14 protein-coding genes are annotated in these 15,846 nt (G+C 41.3%); 5 read left to right on the top strand and 9 right to left on the bottom strand.

Annotated elements, in window-relative coordinates; all coding sequences use genetic code 11:
* Nucleotides 1–237: 3,4-dihydroxy-2-butanone-4-phosphate synthase (locus B2X72_RS18895; protein ID WP_286851068.1), on the bottom strand; the 237-nt coding region annotated here is incomplete at its 3' end.
* Between the two features lie 322 nt (nucleotides 238–559).
* Here B2X72_RS18895 and B2X72_RS18890 point away from each other — a divergent pair.
* Complete coding sequence (locus B2X72_RS18890; protein ID WP_286851066.1) at nucleotides 560–1,795, top strand: MFS transporter; 1,236 nt, start codon at nucleotides 560–562, stop codon at nucleotides 1,793–1,795.
* 115 nt (nucleotides 1,796–1,910) lie between these two features.
* Here B2X72_RS18890 and B2X72_RS18885 read toward each other — a convergent pair whose 3' ends face one another.
* Nucleotides 1,911–2,780, bottom strand: coding sequence for a pirin family protein (locus B2X72_RS18885; RefSeq protein WP_145330530.1), 870 nt, complete (start codon nucleotides 2,778–2,780; stop codon nucleotides 1,911–1,913).
* A 246-nt stretch (nucleotides 2,781–3,026) separates the two neighbouring features.
* Here B2X72_RS18885 and B2X72_RS18880 point away from each other — a divergent pair, with 246 nt between their 5' ends.
* The gene (locus tag B2X72_RS18880; RefSeq protein ID WP_286851064.1) at nucleotides 3,027–3,896 is read left to right on the top strand and encodes an alpha/beta hydrolase; all 870 of its coding nucleotides are present in this window, start codon (nucleotides 3,027–3,029) and stop codon (nucleotides 3,894–3,896) included.
* Between the two features lie 42 nt (nucleotides 3,897–3,938).
* Here the strand turns inward: B2X72_RS18880 and B2X72_RS18875 are convergent, their stop codons facing one another.
* A complete protein-coding gene (locus B2X72_RS18875) occupies nucleotides 3,939–4,865 on the bottom strand; it encodes an SRPBCC family protein (protein WP_286851062.1) in 927 nt (308 codons plus the stop codon).
* A gap of 40 nt (nucleotides 4,866–4,905) precedes the next feature.
* Complete coding sequence (locus B2X72_RS18870; protein WP_286851061.1) at nucleotides 4,906–5,220, bottom strand: EthD family reductase; 315 nt, start codon at nucleotides 5,218–5,220, stop codon at nucleotides 4,906–4,908.
* A gap of 167 nt (nucleotides 5,221–5,387) precedes the next feature.
* On the opposite strand from B2X72_RS18870, the gene B2X72_RS18865 reads away from it, so the two are divergent.
* Together B2X72_RS18865 and B2X72_RS18860 are read left to right on the top strand one after the other, a co-directional pair.
* Nucleotides 5,388–6,377 carry a GlxA family transcriptional regulator gene (locus B2X72_RS18865; protein WP_286851059.1) on the top strand — a complete coding sequence of 330 codons (990 nt, stop codon included), beginning with the start codon at nucleotides 5,388–5,390 and terminating at the stop codon, nucleotides 6,375–6,377.
* 99 nt (nucleotides 6,378–6,476) lie between these two features.
* Nucleotides 6,477–6,644 (top strand): hypothetical protein, encoded by a 168-nt coding sequence (locus B2X72_RS18860; protein ID WP_157626082.1) that lies wholly within the window; start codon nucleotides 6,477–6,479, stop codon nucleotides 6,642–6,644.
* A 62-nt stretch (nucleotides 6,645–6,706) separates the two neighbouring features.
* On the opposite strand, the gene B2X72_RS18855 is transcribed toward B2X72_RS18860, so the two are convergent.
* Nucleotides 6,707–7,909 carry an MFS transporter gene (locus tag B2X72_RS18855; RefSeq protein ID WP_286851056.1) on the bottom strand — a complete coding sequence of 401 codons (1,203 nt, stop codon included), beginning with the start codon at nucleotides 7,907–7,909 and terminating at the stop codon, nucleotides 6,707–6,709.
* 170 nt (nucleotides 7,910–8,079) lie between these two features.
* Here B2X72_RS18855 and B2X72_RS18850 point away from each other — a divergent pair, with 170 nt between their 5' ends.
* A complete protein-coding gene (locus tag B2X72_RS18850) occupies nucleotides 8,080–9,678 on the top strand; it encodes a sulfatase family protein (RefSeq protein ID WP_286851054.1) in 1,599 nt (532 codons plus the stop codon).
* A 42-nt stretch (nucleotides 9,679–9,720) separates the two neighbouring features.
* On the opposite strand, the gene B2X72_RS18845 is transcribed toward B2X72_RS18850, so the two are convergent.
* The 4 genes from B2X72_RS18845 to B2X72_RS18830 form a co-directional block, all read right to left on the bottom strand.
* Nucleotides 9,721–10,518, bottom strand: a complete 798-nt coding sequence (locus B2X72_RS18845) for a GIY-YIG nuclease family protein (protein ID WP_286851051.1) — start codon at nucleotides 10,516–10,518, stop codon at nucleotides 9,721–9,723.
* A 183-nt stretch (nucleotides 10,519–10,701) separates the two neighbouring features.
* Nucleotides 10,702–12,735, bottom strand: coding sequence for a heavy metal translocating P-type ATPase (locus tag B2X72_RS18840; RefSeq protein ID WP_145330536.1), 2,034 nt, complete (start codon nucleotides 12,733–12,735; stop codon nucleotides 10,702–10,704).
* Nucleotides 12,736–12,769: 34 nt separating this feature from the next.
* On the bottom strand, nucleotides 12,770–14,080 hold the full coding sequence (locus tag B2X72_RS18835; RefSeq protein WP_145330538.1) for an efflux RND transporter periplasmic adaptor subunit: 1,311 nt from the start codon (nucleotides 14,078–14,080) through the stop codon (nucleotides 12,770–12,772).
* 7 nt (nucleotides 14,081–14,087) lie between these two features.
* Nucleotides 14,088–15,846: TolC family protein (locus B2X72_RS18830; protein WP_286851050.1), on the bottom strand; the 1,759-nt coding region annotated here is incomplete at its 5' end.

The following is a 15,846-nucleotide window of genomic DNA, read 5'->3' as shown; positions in this document are numbered from 1 at the left end:
CTCAATAGATAATACGGTAAGATTATGTTTCAGTCCGAATGTTGAGACCTCATTCAAACGCGCCATTGTCCCATCCTCATTCATCAATTCACATAAGACAGCCATCGGTTCTAAACCCGCCATAAGCATCAAATCGATACTGCCTTCTGTATGACCATCGCCCCCCAATACTCCGTTCGCGTGCGCCCGCAAGGGAAAGATATGACCTGGGCGAACAAGGTCCCCCGGCTTGTAAATCCATTAATGCTTTTTCTACCCTTGCTATGGGATCATCCCCAAACATTGTTAACAAATTTCTCATATCATTCTATATTATCCTGCCTCTTTACGAATAACAGAGGCCGGCTTATTTGATGACAAAGATTTATCCATGAAAAACAATAAACATTGACTTAAGTCAAAAAACAGAAAAACAAAAATGGCGCTCAACATTCAATTATTTCAAATCTAAAGCATCTTTAAACACACAAAACTTCAATTCTTCAATTCATGGATCGAATTCTTCAATTCCTCCATTACTGATCGCTGTAAATTTGCAGCCAAGGAAATAAAATTCAAAATGACACATACAACAGACATAACAAATCAAAACATAGAGCTTCACGTAAACTTAAAGCGGGATACACCAGTACTTACGAAGCCTCTTTTATGGCTTATTACCCTGACAACTGGAATAGTAGTCGGCAACAACTATTATAATCAACCGCTTTTGGGATTGATGGCGAAAGACTTTCACGTTAGTGAAGCTGCAATTAGTATGATCGCTATGCTCACCCAGATCGGTTTTGCAACAGGGCTACTCTTTATCGTTCCTTTGGGAGATATGATAAAAAGAAAGAAATTAATATTATCAATTTTTCTACTTATCATAGCCTCCTTATTGGCAATGGTCTTCGCTCCCAGCCTCGAGCTGCTTTATATCGCAAGCTTTATGGTTGGATTTAGCTCAGTCGTTCCCCAAATGCTCGTCCCCCTTACGGCCGAACTTGCTACTCCCGAAAAACGCAATTCTTCAATCGGAATGGTCATGAGTGGCTTACTATTAGGTATTCTGCTCTCCCGCGTCGCAGCAGGATTTATTGGCGATATCTGGGGATGGCAAGCGATCTATTATATAGCGATAGCGTTAATGGTTCTATTCATGTTATTATTAGCTTTCGCACTCCCCGATGTGAATCCGACATTTCAAGGAAGTTATCTACAATTAATGCACTCATTGATCCATCTGACAAAAACTCAACCGGTATTACGGCTATCTGCACTCAGAGGTGCCCTAGGTTTTGCGGGATTCAGTGCTTTTTGGATTACATTAGTATTTCATTTACAGGAAGCTCCTTTCCACGCGGGGTCCGCTGTAGCCGGATCCTTCGGATTAATAGGGGCTGTTGGCGCTCTAGCAGCAGCATTGCTAGGCCAGATTTCAACGCGTGTTTCTACGTATACCGTTATTCTTGGTTCCATATGTATCCTGCTATTGAGCTGGATTGTATTCTACATCGGGGGGAATAGCTATACCGGATTAATAACTGGCGTAATCTTAATTGACCTGGGTTTACAATCAATGCATATCAGCAATCAATCTGCTTTCTTTGCCTTAAATCTAGGGGCAACCAACCGACTAAATACAGTCTATATGTTTAGTTACTTTGCGGGTGGATCATTGGGTAGTTACTTGGCCTCGCTCGCTTGGAAATACTTTCAATGGAATGGCGTGGTATTGACAGGCTTTTGTTGTACACTACTGGTTCTCATCATCCATATCTGCTACGACAGACGGCCAAAAAACTTTTCTTAGTCGTTGAACACCATAATCTAAAGAAAAGCTAGTTAACAGAAAATCTTCTATATGATGATATCCATTCATGGCCTACATGTTATAAATGTAGGCCATGAATGAAAACTTATTTCATTTATTCAAGTACGCCAAACTTGCCAGCCTGAAAATCTTCAAAAGCTTGGTAAATCTCTGCCTGTGTATTCATTACAAATGGGCCATAGCTCACGATAGGTTCATCAATGGGCTCACCGCTTAACACAAGTAAAACCGCATTTTTTTGGGCCTTTATCGAGATCTCTTCACCATCATGACCAAATAAAACAAAACTATGTTCCTTCGCAAGTTCGCCGTTGACCTCGACCTCCCCATTCACAACCAGCATCGCAGTATTATGATTTTGTGGGACTAAAAAGTTCGTTTCATGTTGCTCCGCCAATTTGATATCAAATAGATTGACAGGCGTATAGGTGTTCGCTGGCCCTACCGTATCCTGAAATTTCCCCGCGATGACATTAACTACCCCTGCGGCGTCAGGCAATAGTACCTTCCCCATCTGATTGGCTGTAATCGCCTGGTAATGTGCCTCCGTTGATTTATCTTTCGCTGGTAAATTAACCCAGAGCTGAACCATTTCAAACAATCCACCTTTTTTTGAAAATTCCTCTTCATGGTATTCTTTATGTAATATACCCGCACCGGCAGTCATCCATTGTACATCACCCGGACGAATAACTCCACTGTTTCCCGAACTGTCGTGATGGGCTACACTGCCTTTGTAGGCGATAGTAACGGTTTCAAATCCCTTATGCGGATGTACATCCACGCCTCTGATATGATCCGAAGGTCCAAAATCAAATGCTGCGTTGAAATCTAGTAAAAGAAATGGACTCATCCTCCTTTGGGAAATCCCATTCCCTGGTATCATATTAAATACACGAAATCCATCCCCTACCATACCCGGTTGAGCTGGACGTTGGAAAATTCTTTCAATTGATTTTTTCATATTATGATCTCCTTTTTTATCGTTCTTGATGAATTTAAGTTGAAGCCCAAATTGATTCACTTCATTTTAAATTGCTATCTCAAAGGTACGACAAGAAGAAGCCTGCTTCCAACAACCTGGATTAAGGCATAAACTTAACCTAGATTAAGTTTATAAGAAAAGATACTGCTAAAACTAGTAATCCCACATTTTCTGGATGCCATAGAAATATGTAACTTCAATAAAAATCATAGACCAAGTATCCTTATGAGCTCAAACAATACCGTTACATTAATAAAATTTTACAGTCACCTTTGGTTACGCCCAATACTAGTACTCCTGCTATTCATCTTTTTATCCCCCGTAGTACATGCGCAATCCAACAATAAATCTAAAGTTAAAACAAACTGGAATGAAATACTTGAAGAACAACTGTTTCCAGGTAAAAAGCTCCAAGATTCCACGTTCAGCTTTCAGGGCAAATTTGAAGAACAATTTATCACAACAGCAGATCATGTTAAACTCCATGGAATCTTGTTTAAGGCAGACAAGAGCAAAGGACTAATTTTCTATTTGCATGGCAGTAATGGGGCTGTAGATACCTGGGGTAAAATTGCCAATATCTATACTGATAACGGATATGATCTTTTTATGTTGGACTACCGAGGTTACGGAAAAAGTGAGGGTAAAGTAACCAATGAAGAACTACTTTATCGTGATCTGCAAACGGTCTATGATAAGCTGACACAACAGTATCCGGAAGATCACATTATCATAATCGGTCAATCTATGGGCACGGCACTTGCTTCAACTATTGCTTCGCATAATTCTCCAAAAATGCTTATTCTTCAAGCACCTTACTATAGTTTTCAAGATTGGACACAACATGTCGCTCCTGAACTCGATACAAGCGGGATCCCCTTTTATTTCGACAATGCTGCGGCATTGCAAAAAGTAAAATGTAGAACGATCATCTTCCACGGAGACCAGGATAATGCCGTCTATTTTGATTCTTCCATTAAACTGAGTAACTTTTTTAAAAAACAGGATAAATTGATACGTTTGGCAAAGGAAGGACATAATGATTTTTCTAAAAATAAAGACTATCTGCATGCGATTGGCGGGCTATTGCGATAGTCTCATTTTATACCAAAAATACACTATGCCCCTTCAGGAATTTTACACATTAAATTCGGGATAAGGAAACCCCTTTCCTTTTTCACAGAAAAATTTTAAACTCCTGAAAAATAGCGCCCAATCAAAACTACAGGAAGCAAATTCCGCACTATAATTTGCCCAGCCATCATGGTGAAACAGCAGCATACATCCCTTTTGCTGAGGTTCAAGTTCAAAGGTCAGTGTTGTTCCAATCCATTCCTCAAATGCCTTGACACAGCGCCACTCAACCCTGGAATAAGGCTTCAGCGAAATAACTTCCATATTTTTAAAATAGCTGGGACCAAATCCAAAGCGCAGGATCGCACCAATCTCTGGCTTTGCCTTCGTATCTGGTGTCCACCAGCCTGCTAGTCCTTCCGCCGTTGTAAGCGCCTTGTAAACAGTCTCTACAGGAGTTTCAATTAACAGCCTATGGTAGATACTTTTTGTCCCAGGATCATGTGGTATGCGATTCTCATCCATAGCCCCCAGCGCTATTTCCTCCTTTGGAGTAGGCTGTCCCATCCCCGTTAAAATCAATTGTCTTAGGCTGTCCGCTATGTAATATGTCCAGGCATCATGACATACCTGATAACATTCCATCTGGGAATTAAGCCCACGATGGGTGAAATGTAATGTAGTTGTACCTACATCTTCAACAATATCGAAGATAATGGAACTATTAGTCCATTCCCGTTCATCCTGGGTAAATTTAAAATAGTTTTCGAGGACCCGCCAGACTACTTTGCGATCTGTTTCCATCGTTTCTATTCGTATTCGACAACGATGTACATCCTGATAATGATATATAAACTCATCATGCAAAGCAGCAGTTGGCCCTTCAATATTTTGAGACCACCATCCGCGGACATTATTGATTGCTTCAAATACACGTTGAGCACCTGCTTCAACGGTAATGCTTATTTTAAAATCTTCCTTTTTCATCATTCTTCGAATTTTTAACCATTAACTCATACTTCTTATCTTCCTATACCTCAATCGAATCAAATATGTAAATCTGAACATCATGATCATGAGGTGCCAAGATTCTTCGGTCAACTGCACAAGCCTTTCCTTGTTCAGACGCAAATGCTATTTTAATTGCTGCTAAACTTTCAAAATATAAAGTTCCAATACAATACACATCGTCGTGTCCAGTCGTGGACATAATTCCACCTTTGGCCACTTCATAACGAATAAGTCCCGGAAGCGTTTTTGCCAAGGGAATATGGGTCTCAAAATAGTGTTTGTCAAAAAACTCCCTATTCGTAGGGGTCTTATATATTGCGATCATTCGTATCATCCTGTCGTATTAATTTAAATTTATAGATCAAATATAGCGGAGTTCAAAACACAAAAAGGGGTGTAAAATAGACATTCTCAGCGGTTGATTTAGACAAGTCGTTTCGGTATATTTGAATAGTATCAAATAAGCGTACTATCGTTTATTCAATCTTATAAACTTTCAACATGAAACACCTAACGATCTTAGTTCCAGACAGTCAGACAGGCCCTAATACCATATCGTGCATTGTTGGAACATACCATGTATTCACAGAAGCGAACCGCTATTACGATCAACTGAACAGGGAACCTATATTTAATATAGAATTGGCAGGAGTTTCCAAACAGAGTAACTTTGTCAATGGATTATTAACGGTCATGACGCAGAAAGATATCGCTACGATTCAAAAGACCGACCTCATTATTGTACCCGCTGTCATTTCTAATTTTAGTGCGATAGAAGCTGGTAATAGCATGCTCTCAGCATGGATATTAGACCATTATACCAAGGGAGCAAATGTTGCAAGCATGTGTACCGGCGCATATCTGCTCGCATCCACAGGGCTTTTGGATAACAAAAACTGCTCTATCCACTGGAAATCAGCGGCAAATTTTCATAAGCTCTTTCCAAAGGTTAACTTAAAAACAGAACAAATTATTACTGATGAGCAAGGAATCTATACCAATGGTGGCGGTTATTCGTTCCTTAATCTCCTCCTTTACCTGGTCGAAAAGTTCTACGACAGACAGACGGCTATTTATTGCTCCAAAATATTTCAAATTGATATTGCCAGACAAACACAGTCCGATTTTATGATCTTTAATGGTCAAAAATCACATGGAGATGAAATGGTCATGCGTGCACAGGACTACCTCGAGAATAACTTTTCAGAAAAAATTTCCATGGAGAAGTTATCTGAAAAATTCACTGTCGGACGTCGGAATTTCGACCGTAGATTTATTAAAGCGACAGGCAATACGCCCGTGGAATATCTTCAACGGATAAAAGTAGAATCGGCAAAAAAAGAATTGGAAAGCTCGAGGAAAACGGTAAATGAAGTGATGTACGCTATTGGATATACGGACATAAAGGCTTTTCGCGAGATATTCCGTCGGTTTACAGGACTCTCTCCCCTTGAATATAAAAACAAGTACAATAAAGCAGCAATAAAATAGAACCAAACGCTCCGCGGTTATTATCTTCCTTCTTTGGGAGAAGGCCTTATTGTTGCCAATGAACAAGCTGCAGGAATGGCATTGTTAAAAATGTATTTAATGCAAAATTCCAAAGTTGTGCTACCAAAAGAGAATACAGCTGCCGTTTCCTTTCTATTGAACCAAGGATATCCAATAAAACGCCAGGCCAAGCGCATGTACCTGGGGGAAAATATCGATGTTCAATTTCAGTCCATCTTCAATAGAATTGGTGGAAATCTAGGTTAACACCAATTCTATACGTTATTTTTTTTAGACCGATAGCAAATTTCAAGACAACATAATGGACGCTACGAAAGCTGACCTACGGCATCCTCAAGAACCTCTTTGGCAGCCACAGCCGGTTGCTTTTTGCTTCGTTTGATATAACATAGGGAAATTACGATTCCTAAAGCTGCCATAACCGCACCAACCAGAGCCGGAGAAGTATAACCATAGCCTTGATTAATGGGTACACCACCTAAAAAGGCGCCCAATGCATTCGCAATATTAAAACAAGCAGGTCCTAAAGAAGCAACCAACATTTCAGCATCACTTTTTACCGAGTTAAGCAATAATAAGGTTAACGAAGGTACGAGCGCAAAAGTTGTGACTCCGGTTAAAAAAGTCATCACCAAAGATACCCAAACGTTGTCGGACAGCCCATAAATAACCAACATACATAAAATCTGAACCACCAATACGGCTACAACCACCTTTGTTGAAGAAAAAGCGTCCGTCAACTTCCCTCCGATCAAATTCCCCACAAACATACCTAATCCAGCCAAAACCATAATATAAGGCAGGTATTTATCAGCAACACCAGACACTTCAGTCATCAGTGGCGCTATATAACTTATCCAGGCAAACAGCGCTCCTGGAGCTACTGAAAATAACAAAACCATAAACCAGACATTCACATTGCGAAAAATGCCAAAGTCCTTCCAAGGATTATTTTTAGGTGCTGCTTTCATCTTAGGCATCCACAACTTTAAGGCTAACATGGTCAAAATACCGACGATAACAATCAATAGGAAAGTATAACGCCATGAAAAATGATGTCCAATATAGGTACCCAAGGGAACCCCAAATAAATTGGCAACTGTCAATCCGGAAAACATCGTCGCTACAGCCTGCGCTTCTTTACCAGGATCAGCCAATCGACTGGCAATGACAGACCCTACTCCGAAGAAAGCACCATGTGGCAATCCAGAAATAAAACGCGAGACCAACAAAAGACCATAGTCTGGAGCAACCACAGACAGTCCATTAAATAGGGTAAACAATCCCATGAGGATAATCAAAGTCTTAAGTGGCGAGAATCGATTCATCACAACCACCAACAGTGGGGCACCGATAACTACACCTAAGGCATAAGCTGTAATGAGATAACCAGCTTCCGGAATTGAAACTTGCAGACTTTGGGCAACGTCCGGTAGCATCCCCATCATACTAAATTCTGTAATTCCTATCCCCAATCCCCCCAGTGCAAGTGCTAATAAACTCTTCTTCATATATAAGTGAAATTATTAATCACACAAATTTCTATTAGAATAATTTAACAAACAAATCATTTAAATAGTACAACCTATCATTAAACTAATAGCACCGTCTTTGTCTCAATGAAAACACCTATATTAGCCTGAGGTAAAATCGTTCAGCATAACACATTCAAACCCTAACCATGAAACTCCATCATTATATACTTACTTTCACCTTGTACACACTTGTACCTTCGTGGGCATTGGCACAAAAAGGCCATGCAAAAAAGCATCCAAATATTGTATATATCATGAGTGATGACCATGGTTATCAAGCGATAAGCGCTTATGGTTACGGACTGAACGAAACGCCCAATATTGACAGATTAGCAAAAGAAGGTGCCATTTTCACACGTGCGACCGTGACAAATTCATTATGTGCGCCCAGTCGGGCTGTACTCCTAACTGGGAAGCACAGTTATATGAATGGGAAAATTGATAATGAGGCAAAATTCGATTGGAATCAGGACAACTTTGCCAAGATTCTCCAAAAAAACGGGTATCAAACAGCATTAATCGGTAAAATCCATATGGATGGCCTACCTCAGGGATTTAACCACTCAGCGGTCCTTATTGACCAAGGCGAATATTATAATCCAAACTTTATTATCAATGGTGTAAAACAACAAATACAAGGCTATGTATCGGATCTCACCACCGATATGACCCTAGATTGGATCGCTAAAAGAGATACCAGCAAACCTTTCTGTGTGCTCTATCATCAAAAAGCGCCACACCGAGAATGGCTACCTGCTTTGCGACATCTTCAACAATATACATCAAAAACCTACAAAGAACCGAATAATCTATTCGACACCTACGAAGGAAGAGGAACTGCTGCTAAAACCGCTGAAATGAATATCCTTAAACACATGAACTGGGCTGGTGACAACAAGATACCTCCTGCGCTAATGGATGAATTGGGACTAAAAGAATATCTATCCTGGGATAAAGCTACCTTCAATGGAAACCTAGGAAGAATGACTGCAGCGCAGCGCGCAACATGGGATTCAATCTACAACCCAATCATGGCAGATTTTAAGATGAAATATCACAACATGTCCAAAGAGGACCTGATGCGCTGGCGATATCAACGTTATATGCAGGATTATCTGGGTACCGTTGCTGCAGTGGACGACGGTGTTGGACGTCTATTGGAATTTTTGAAAGACAATGGACTCGACGAAAATACAATTGTCATTTATACCTCAGACCAAGGGTTCTATCTGGGTGAACATGGTTGGTTTGACAAACGTTTTATGTATGAAGAATCGCTCCGAACCCCCTTATTGATCCGCTATCCAGCAGAAATTAAAGCTGGCCAATCCTCAAAAGCACTTGTTCAGAATCTTGATTTTGCCCCCACAATCCTAGATTATGCAGGACTTGCAATCCCGAAAGATATGCAGGGAAAATCTTTTCGTGGTCTACTCAATGGAAAAGAAAAACAATGGCGCGATGCAGTATATTACACCTACTATGAGTACCCTTCCATTCATATGGTAAAACGACATTATGGGATTCGTACCGAAAGGTACAAACTGATCCATTTCTATTATGACAAAGATGAGTGGGAATTATACGATCTAGAGAAAGATCCACAGGAAATGCAGAATGTATACAATGTACAAGCATACCAAAACGTACGTGAAGAAATGCATCATAAACTGGACGAAGCCCGAGCCTACTACAAAGATTCCGATGAGAACGACAAAAAGTTTTTACCGAAGGTAAAACAATAATTTACTGGCCTACTAAGCCAGTAAATTATTGTTGTTAAAAATCTAAACAGGGTTGAGTTTGAAATAACGTCTCAAAATACGTCTAACATCTCTATTATCGGCTTTGAAGATGATGGCTTCTCGCTTTTTCTTTTCGCTATATACACGCTTATTACAGTAGCCAAATCCTTTATACCGACCATCCAACAAGTAAACAAGTCCCTTTTCTTTGGGATTACGCCCTGAGAACTCCAAAAATATCTCGCCCATCGGAAGCTCCGAAGAGGCTACAAATTCCTGCACTCTTCGATTATAGTCATCTGGAAGCTCCTGCGCAATACATGCCCCTTTGCAGGTCTTCAACATATATTGAAAACAATGTTTCGTATACGTCTGTAATTTGTTTATTTTTTGGCAGAGCTGATAAGCTTCAACAATAGTGAATAATTGCTCGCGCCCCTCCTGGTAACTCGAAAAGGTCATTAGCTCCTCTCGCTCGGGATCAAGCGTTTCAACTTGAAGAACTTGATAGCCCAATGGATTCACCGCTAGATAAAGGCCAAATCCGTAGTGGGTTCGACGCTGCGCCCGATTATAATAGGGTTGATATTTTTTGATCAGGTCAGATTCATGCAATAGCGCTAGTAATTCATGGCCAGTCAGTTCAAATCCAACTCTGCAGGCTGCTCCTTGGATTTTGCGTTCCTTAAAATCTGTGCTTCTAAAATGCTGCAATAACCTATTTCTAATATCGATACTCTTGCCGACATAAATTAGTGCATCATACTTATCATAAATATAATATACGCCGACTGCAGCGGGAATTCCTTCAAGCAATCCCGCAATTTGCTCTTTCGTCATCACTTTAACACCAGGTAATACCTTACAAAGGTAATTTAAAAAATAGTCGATTCACTTCGTGGATCTGCACGCTCAAATATACTAATATATTTAGTATTTATAAATGATAGCGAATAAAAATAGGAATACACCCGCCCTTCATTTCATCCAATGAAAAGGGCGGGTGTAAGTTAGCGCCAATTGTTAAAATTTCATTTTCTGAATTCTAATGGCATTCAATATCGCTATTAACGATACGCCAACATCGGCAAATACAGCCTCCCACATTGTTGCCAAACCTCCAGCTCCAAGAATCAACACGATCCCTTTGACTATAAAAGCAAGGCCAATATTCTGATAAACAACTTTTTTCGTTTGTTTCCCAATGCGAATGGCCGTTGGAATCTTCGAAGGTTTGTCATCCTGTATCACGACATCTGCCGTCTCGATCGTCGCATCACTGCCCAGTCCACCCATCGCTATTCCAACATCACTCAGTGCGACAACCGGAGCATCATTAACGCCATCACCAACAAAAGCAACAGATTCGTTTAGCCCCTTTATTTCCTTGACCTTATTCACTTTATCTTCCGGAAGCAGGTCACCATAGGCCTGATCTATTCCAAGTTCCTTGGCAACATAGGCGACTACTGTCGACTTATCCCCGCTCAACATCGTTGCTTTTACACCGAGCTTATGCAGTAGCTGAATTGTAAGCGCGGCATCTGCTTTAATGCTATCAGCGATCGTCATGAATCCTACAAATTTACCGTCCAAAGCAATGGCAATGGTCGTATATACGATACTATTCGGATCGATATCATAGGCTACATTAAATTTGTCCAGCAATTTAAAGTTACCCACCAGCAACTCTTTGCCTTCAGTAATTCCTTTTAATCCATGTCCGGCGATTTCTTCTATATTATGGAGATTAATAGACTCGTCGATCGCACCTGCATATTCCCTAATCGCTGTTGCAACTGGATGGCTACTGTGGCTCTCTATTTTATTGACGAGCTTTAAAATTCTTGACTCGTCGTAACCAGCCTGTAGCTTAATTTCCTGCACCTTAAAAACGCCGGCAGTCATTGTTCCGGTTTTATCCATCACCACATGCCGGATATCTGCCATCGCATCCAAAAAATTACTGCCTTTAAAAAGTATACCATTTCTACTCGCAGCACCGATTCCACCAAAATACCCCAAAGGGATTGAGATGACGAGTGCACAGGGACAGGAGATCACTAAAAATACGAGTGCTCTATACAACCAGTCGCTAAATACATATTGATCGACAAACAAGTAAGGCAGGAGGCAAATTCCAATAGCCAAAAACACGACAATTGGGGTATATATCTTAGCAAATTTGCGGATAAACAGTTCAGTAGGCGCTTTTTGAGCTGTTGCGTTCTGTACAAGCTCTAGGATTTTACTCAGTTTGCTATCTTGATAAGCTGTTGTTACCCGAATTAGGCTCACCGTGTTCATATTAATCATTCCTGCCAGCACAACATCACCTTTCATTTTTGTATCTGGCTTGCTCTCGCCAGTTAGCGCTGCAGTATTAAATGCGCCTTGTTCAGAAAGCAACTCACCATCGAGCCCGAGCTTTTCGCCAGGTTTCAGCTGAACAATTGCTCCGATACCTGCGTCTGCGGCTTTGATTACTTTGCTCTTTCCATTCTCCAAAATAGTCACTTCATCCGGACGCTGATCCAGTAGTGCCTTAATATTACTTTTAGCTCTACTCACCGCCAAGGTCTGAAATACCTCGCCTACAGCATAAAATAACATCACCGCCACAGCTTCTGGGTATTCTTTGATCGCAAAAGCTCCTATCGTAGCGATACTCATTAAAAGAAACTCCGAAAAGATTTCCCCTTTAGCAATACTCTTTAGGGCATCTCTGACTACAGGAAACCCAACAGGCAGATAAGATACGATATACCAGCCCGAACGAACCCAATCCTTAAACCATGCTTGCGCAATCCAATTATCCATGGCTATTGCTGCAATGAGCAAAATAAAAGAAATTAGCGCGGGTAGAAATAACTGCATCTGACTAGCCCCTGCCGTTGAGTGATCGTGACCGTCTTCATCATGGCTATGATCATGACCATGACTGGAAGCTGGAGCTTTCCCAATAAGGTCTTCAGCTCCCGCCTGACTATATATTTTTTCTGTCTGTGTACAACAAAGCTGTCTGCCTTGTGCATCATAACGATGTTGATGTTCCATAACTTGCTTTGATTCTGTTAACAAATACTGTCAATTAATGTTCGTGCCCACCTGTATTGCTCATTTTAGCATTGATAAAAAAGGCACCCTTTACAACAATTTTCGTTCCAGCAGGAACTTCGGTAACCGGGGTAATCGCCGTATATCCCAGAGCAGACACGCCTTTTTGAATCTCTATTTTTTCAAAATTGATGTTTTTAGCCTGTTCTTCGCCATGCTGCCCAGCTTCTTGCTCATTTTTATGCGCATGTTTTGCTTCACCTTCATCGTGTGCATGCCCGCGATCGTCGTGCCCTTCTTCATGCTCCTCAGGTTTCTTGTCTGTCTCCACAAAAATATAATACTTGCCGTCAGCCTCCACGATTGCATCATTCGGAACAGCCGGAGTCCGTACATTATTGACACCGATCATACCCGTGATGTTCATCCCATCAATCAACCCCACTTTGCTGCCCACAACCGTACTGTGCACAGCGATGGTCTTGCTATCATTTTCAAAGGAAGATCCAATTGTAAAAACTTTGGCGGTATAGGTCTTATCCGGGTTGTTGGTCAGTTGAAAGTTGATGAGCTGTCCGACTTTAACCAAAGGTAGATCCTTTTCAAACACCTGCAGATCCAAATGCAACAGACTATTGTCAACAATCTCGATCACGGGTGAAGAGACATCTACATAACTCCCAATTTTCGCAAAAACATTACTTACTGTTCCATTGATAGGGCTTGTTACGGCTAATGAGGTCCGCATATTGGACAGATTAACGCTATTGGGATTAATGCCCATCAATTGGATCTGTTGTTGCAAAGAAGCCTTTCGAGCCCGCAAACTATTGAAGTCTGCTGTTGCGGCCTGCAGATTTTTCCGCGCCCCCGCATTACCTTCATTGAGTTCCTGTTGCCTTGCCATTTCTTGTTCTGCCAAGGTAATCTTACTTGCGAGGGAGACATATTCCTCCTGCAACTGTACAAACTGGGGGTTGGTGATCGTAGCGATCACCTGCCCCTTGCGTACGTGATCACCCAGCTGCACGTTTAATGACTTTACAACACCACCGTAAAGCGCCGTTGCATTCGCTTTATTGTTATTGGGTACACTTAAAAGTCCATTGGCCTTGATTGTAGCCGTTAGTTCCTTCTCTTCAATACCTCCAAAAACGATGCCCACAGCTTTTATTTGTGCCGCACTCAATGCCGCTATGGTAACGGGACCTTCCTCATGCCCCGCTTCGGATTTAGGCGCTTCCTTTCCCTCCGGTTGACCTTTAGGCTCCGACTCATTAGAACCGCAACCGTAAAAAACAGTAACGGCTATACATACGATAAATATCTTTATGAAAACTTTCATTGCTGACTTATTTGTTATTGAAGTAATTATATTGAATTGCTGATTGATTATACTGATTGAGGACGTCTAAATAATTCTGGCGAATCCCAATGGCCTGACTTAAAAATTGACTTAATTCAGCAAAATTGATCTCCCCTGTCCTATAAGCCAAACTAGCCGCTTTAATGATGGCATCAGCTTGTTTTAAACCCGAAGACTCATAAAATTGTAGTAACGCACTATTCTTGTCAATTTCAGCAAGTGCGTTTCCTTTATTTGTCTGGAATGCCTGCGTCTCATATTCCAACTTACGCTGTTGAACTTCCATTTCAGCGTTGGCAGCCTTCACTTTACTTTTATACGCGCCTAGGCTAAAGACCGGAAAAGATGCGGAGACCGAAAATCCCGACAATGGATCTTTGGCTCCCCAAACACGTTGGGAGAAAAATCGACCCGAGAACTCAGGCTTATTTGTATTTTTCTGAACACTGATATTTGATGAAGCAATATTTACGTTTTGCTGCTGTAAAACAAGTAAAGGATGTGCTGTTTCCTCAGATGGACTGGCGTTCACGACAATCTTCTCCAAGGACTGATCCAATGGGAGCATCCACTCGTTACGGTCCAACAAGAGCATAAGTTGCTGTTGCTGGATAACAATGTCCTTTTTGTTTTGAACAAGTTGTGCTTGCAGTTCCTTCAGTTTTGCTTCAGCTGCGATCTTGTCCAGCGCAGCCACGTCACCCGTTCTGAAGCGAAGTTCAGTTGCTTTGAACATGGCTGTATAGATGCTATCCAGCTCCATATACAGCTTTTGGCGATCCTGGAGATACCAAAGTTGAAAATAGGCTGTCCTCACGTCTTTGGTAATCGCAGTTTTCAATACATCCGTATTTAAATTCGCATATTTTAGCTGCTGTTTAAAATACTCCTTGCGCGCCGCATAGAGCCCGGGCCAGGCAATACTTTGCGTTATACCAATTTTCAATAAGCCGGCCTTATCCGTAGGACGGTAATCTTCATTTTCTGCAAAAATCCCGGTCTTGGGGATTTCGGTCGCCGTTTTGACATTGAAACCAGCGCCTACGATTTCAGCCTGGTTGACCTGAAACTGACGATTGCTCTTCAGTGCAGTTTCCACAGCTTCTGTAACAGAAATGCGCTCTTGGCCAAACACCTGAGATCCCAAGGCCATAAATAAGAAAGCAAGTACTGTAACAAAGGTCTTAGCATCCCTACTTCGTTTCATATTCAATTTAGAATTAAAAATTATATACAATAAGGGCAGCACAAACAACGTCAGGAAAGTTGCCGTTATCAGTCCGCCAATAACAACCGTTGCCAAAGGCTTCTGAACTTCAGCGCCGGCACTTGTACTTATTGCCATCGGTAAAAAGCCCAGTGAGGCCACTGTCGCTGTCATCAGTACAGGACGTAAACGGGTCAAAGTACCTTCTTTAACGCGTTGAAAAATATCATCGACGCCCTCTTTTTTCAACTGATTGAATGTCCCAATTAAAACGATACCGTTGAGTACGGCCACACCAAACAAGGCGATAAAACCGATACCGGCACTAATACTGAAAGGCATACCGCGCAACATCAATGCAAAGACACCCCCGATAGCACTCATTGGTATTGCGGTAAAAATTAACGTGGCCTGCTTAAAGGAATGGAATGTGAAATACAACAGCATAAAAATAAGCAATAAGGAAACTGGCACAGCAATCAGCAGGCGCGAGCTCGCTTTTTGCAAATTCTCGAACTGACCTCCGTAGGTGAAATAA

The sequence above is a fragment of the Sphingobacterium sp. UBA7253 genome (assembly GCF_002472745.1).
Lineage (GTDB): Bacteria > Bacteroidota > Bacteroidia > Sphingobacteriales > Sphingobacteriaceae > Sphingobacterium > Sphingobacterium siyangense.
Note: the sequence above shows the minus strand (reverse complement) of the source record. Positions and strands in the feature narration are given on the sequence as shown.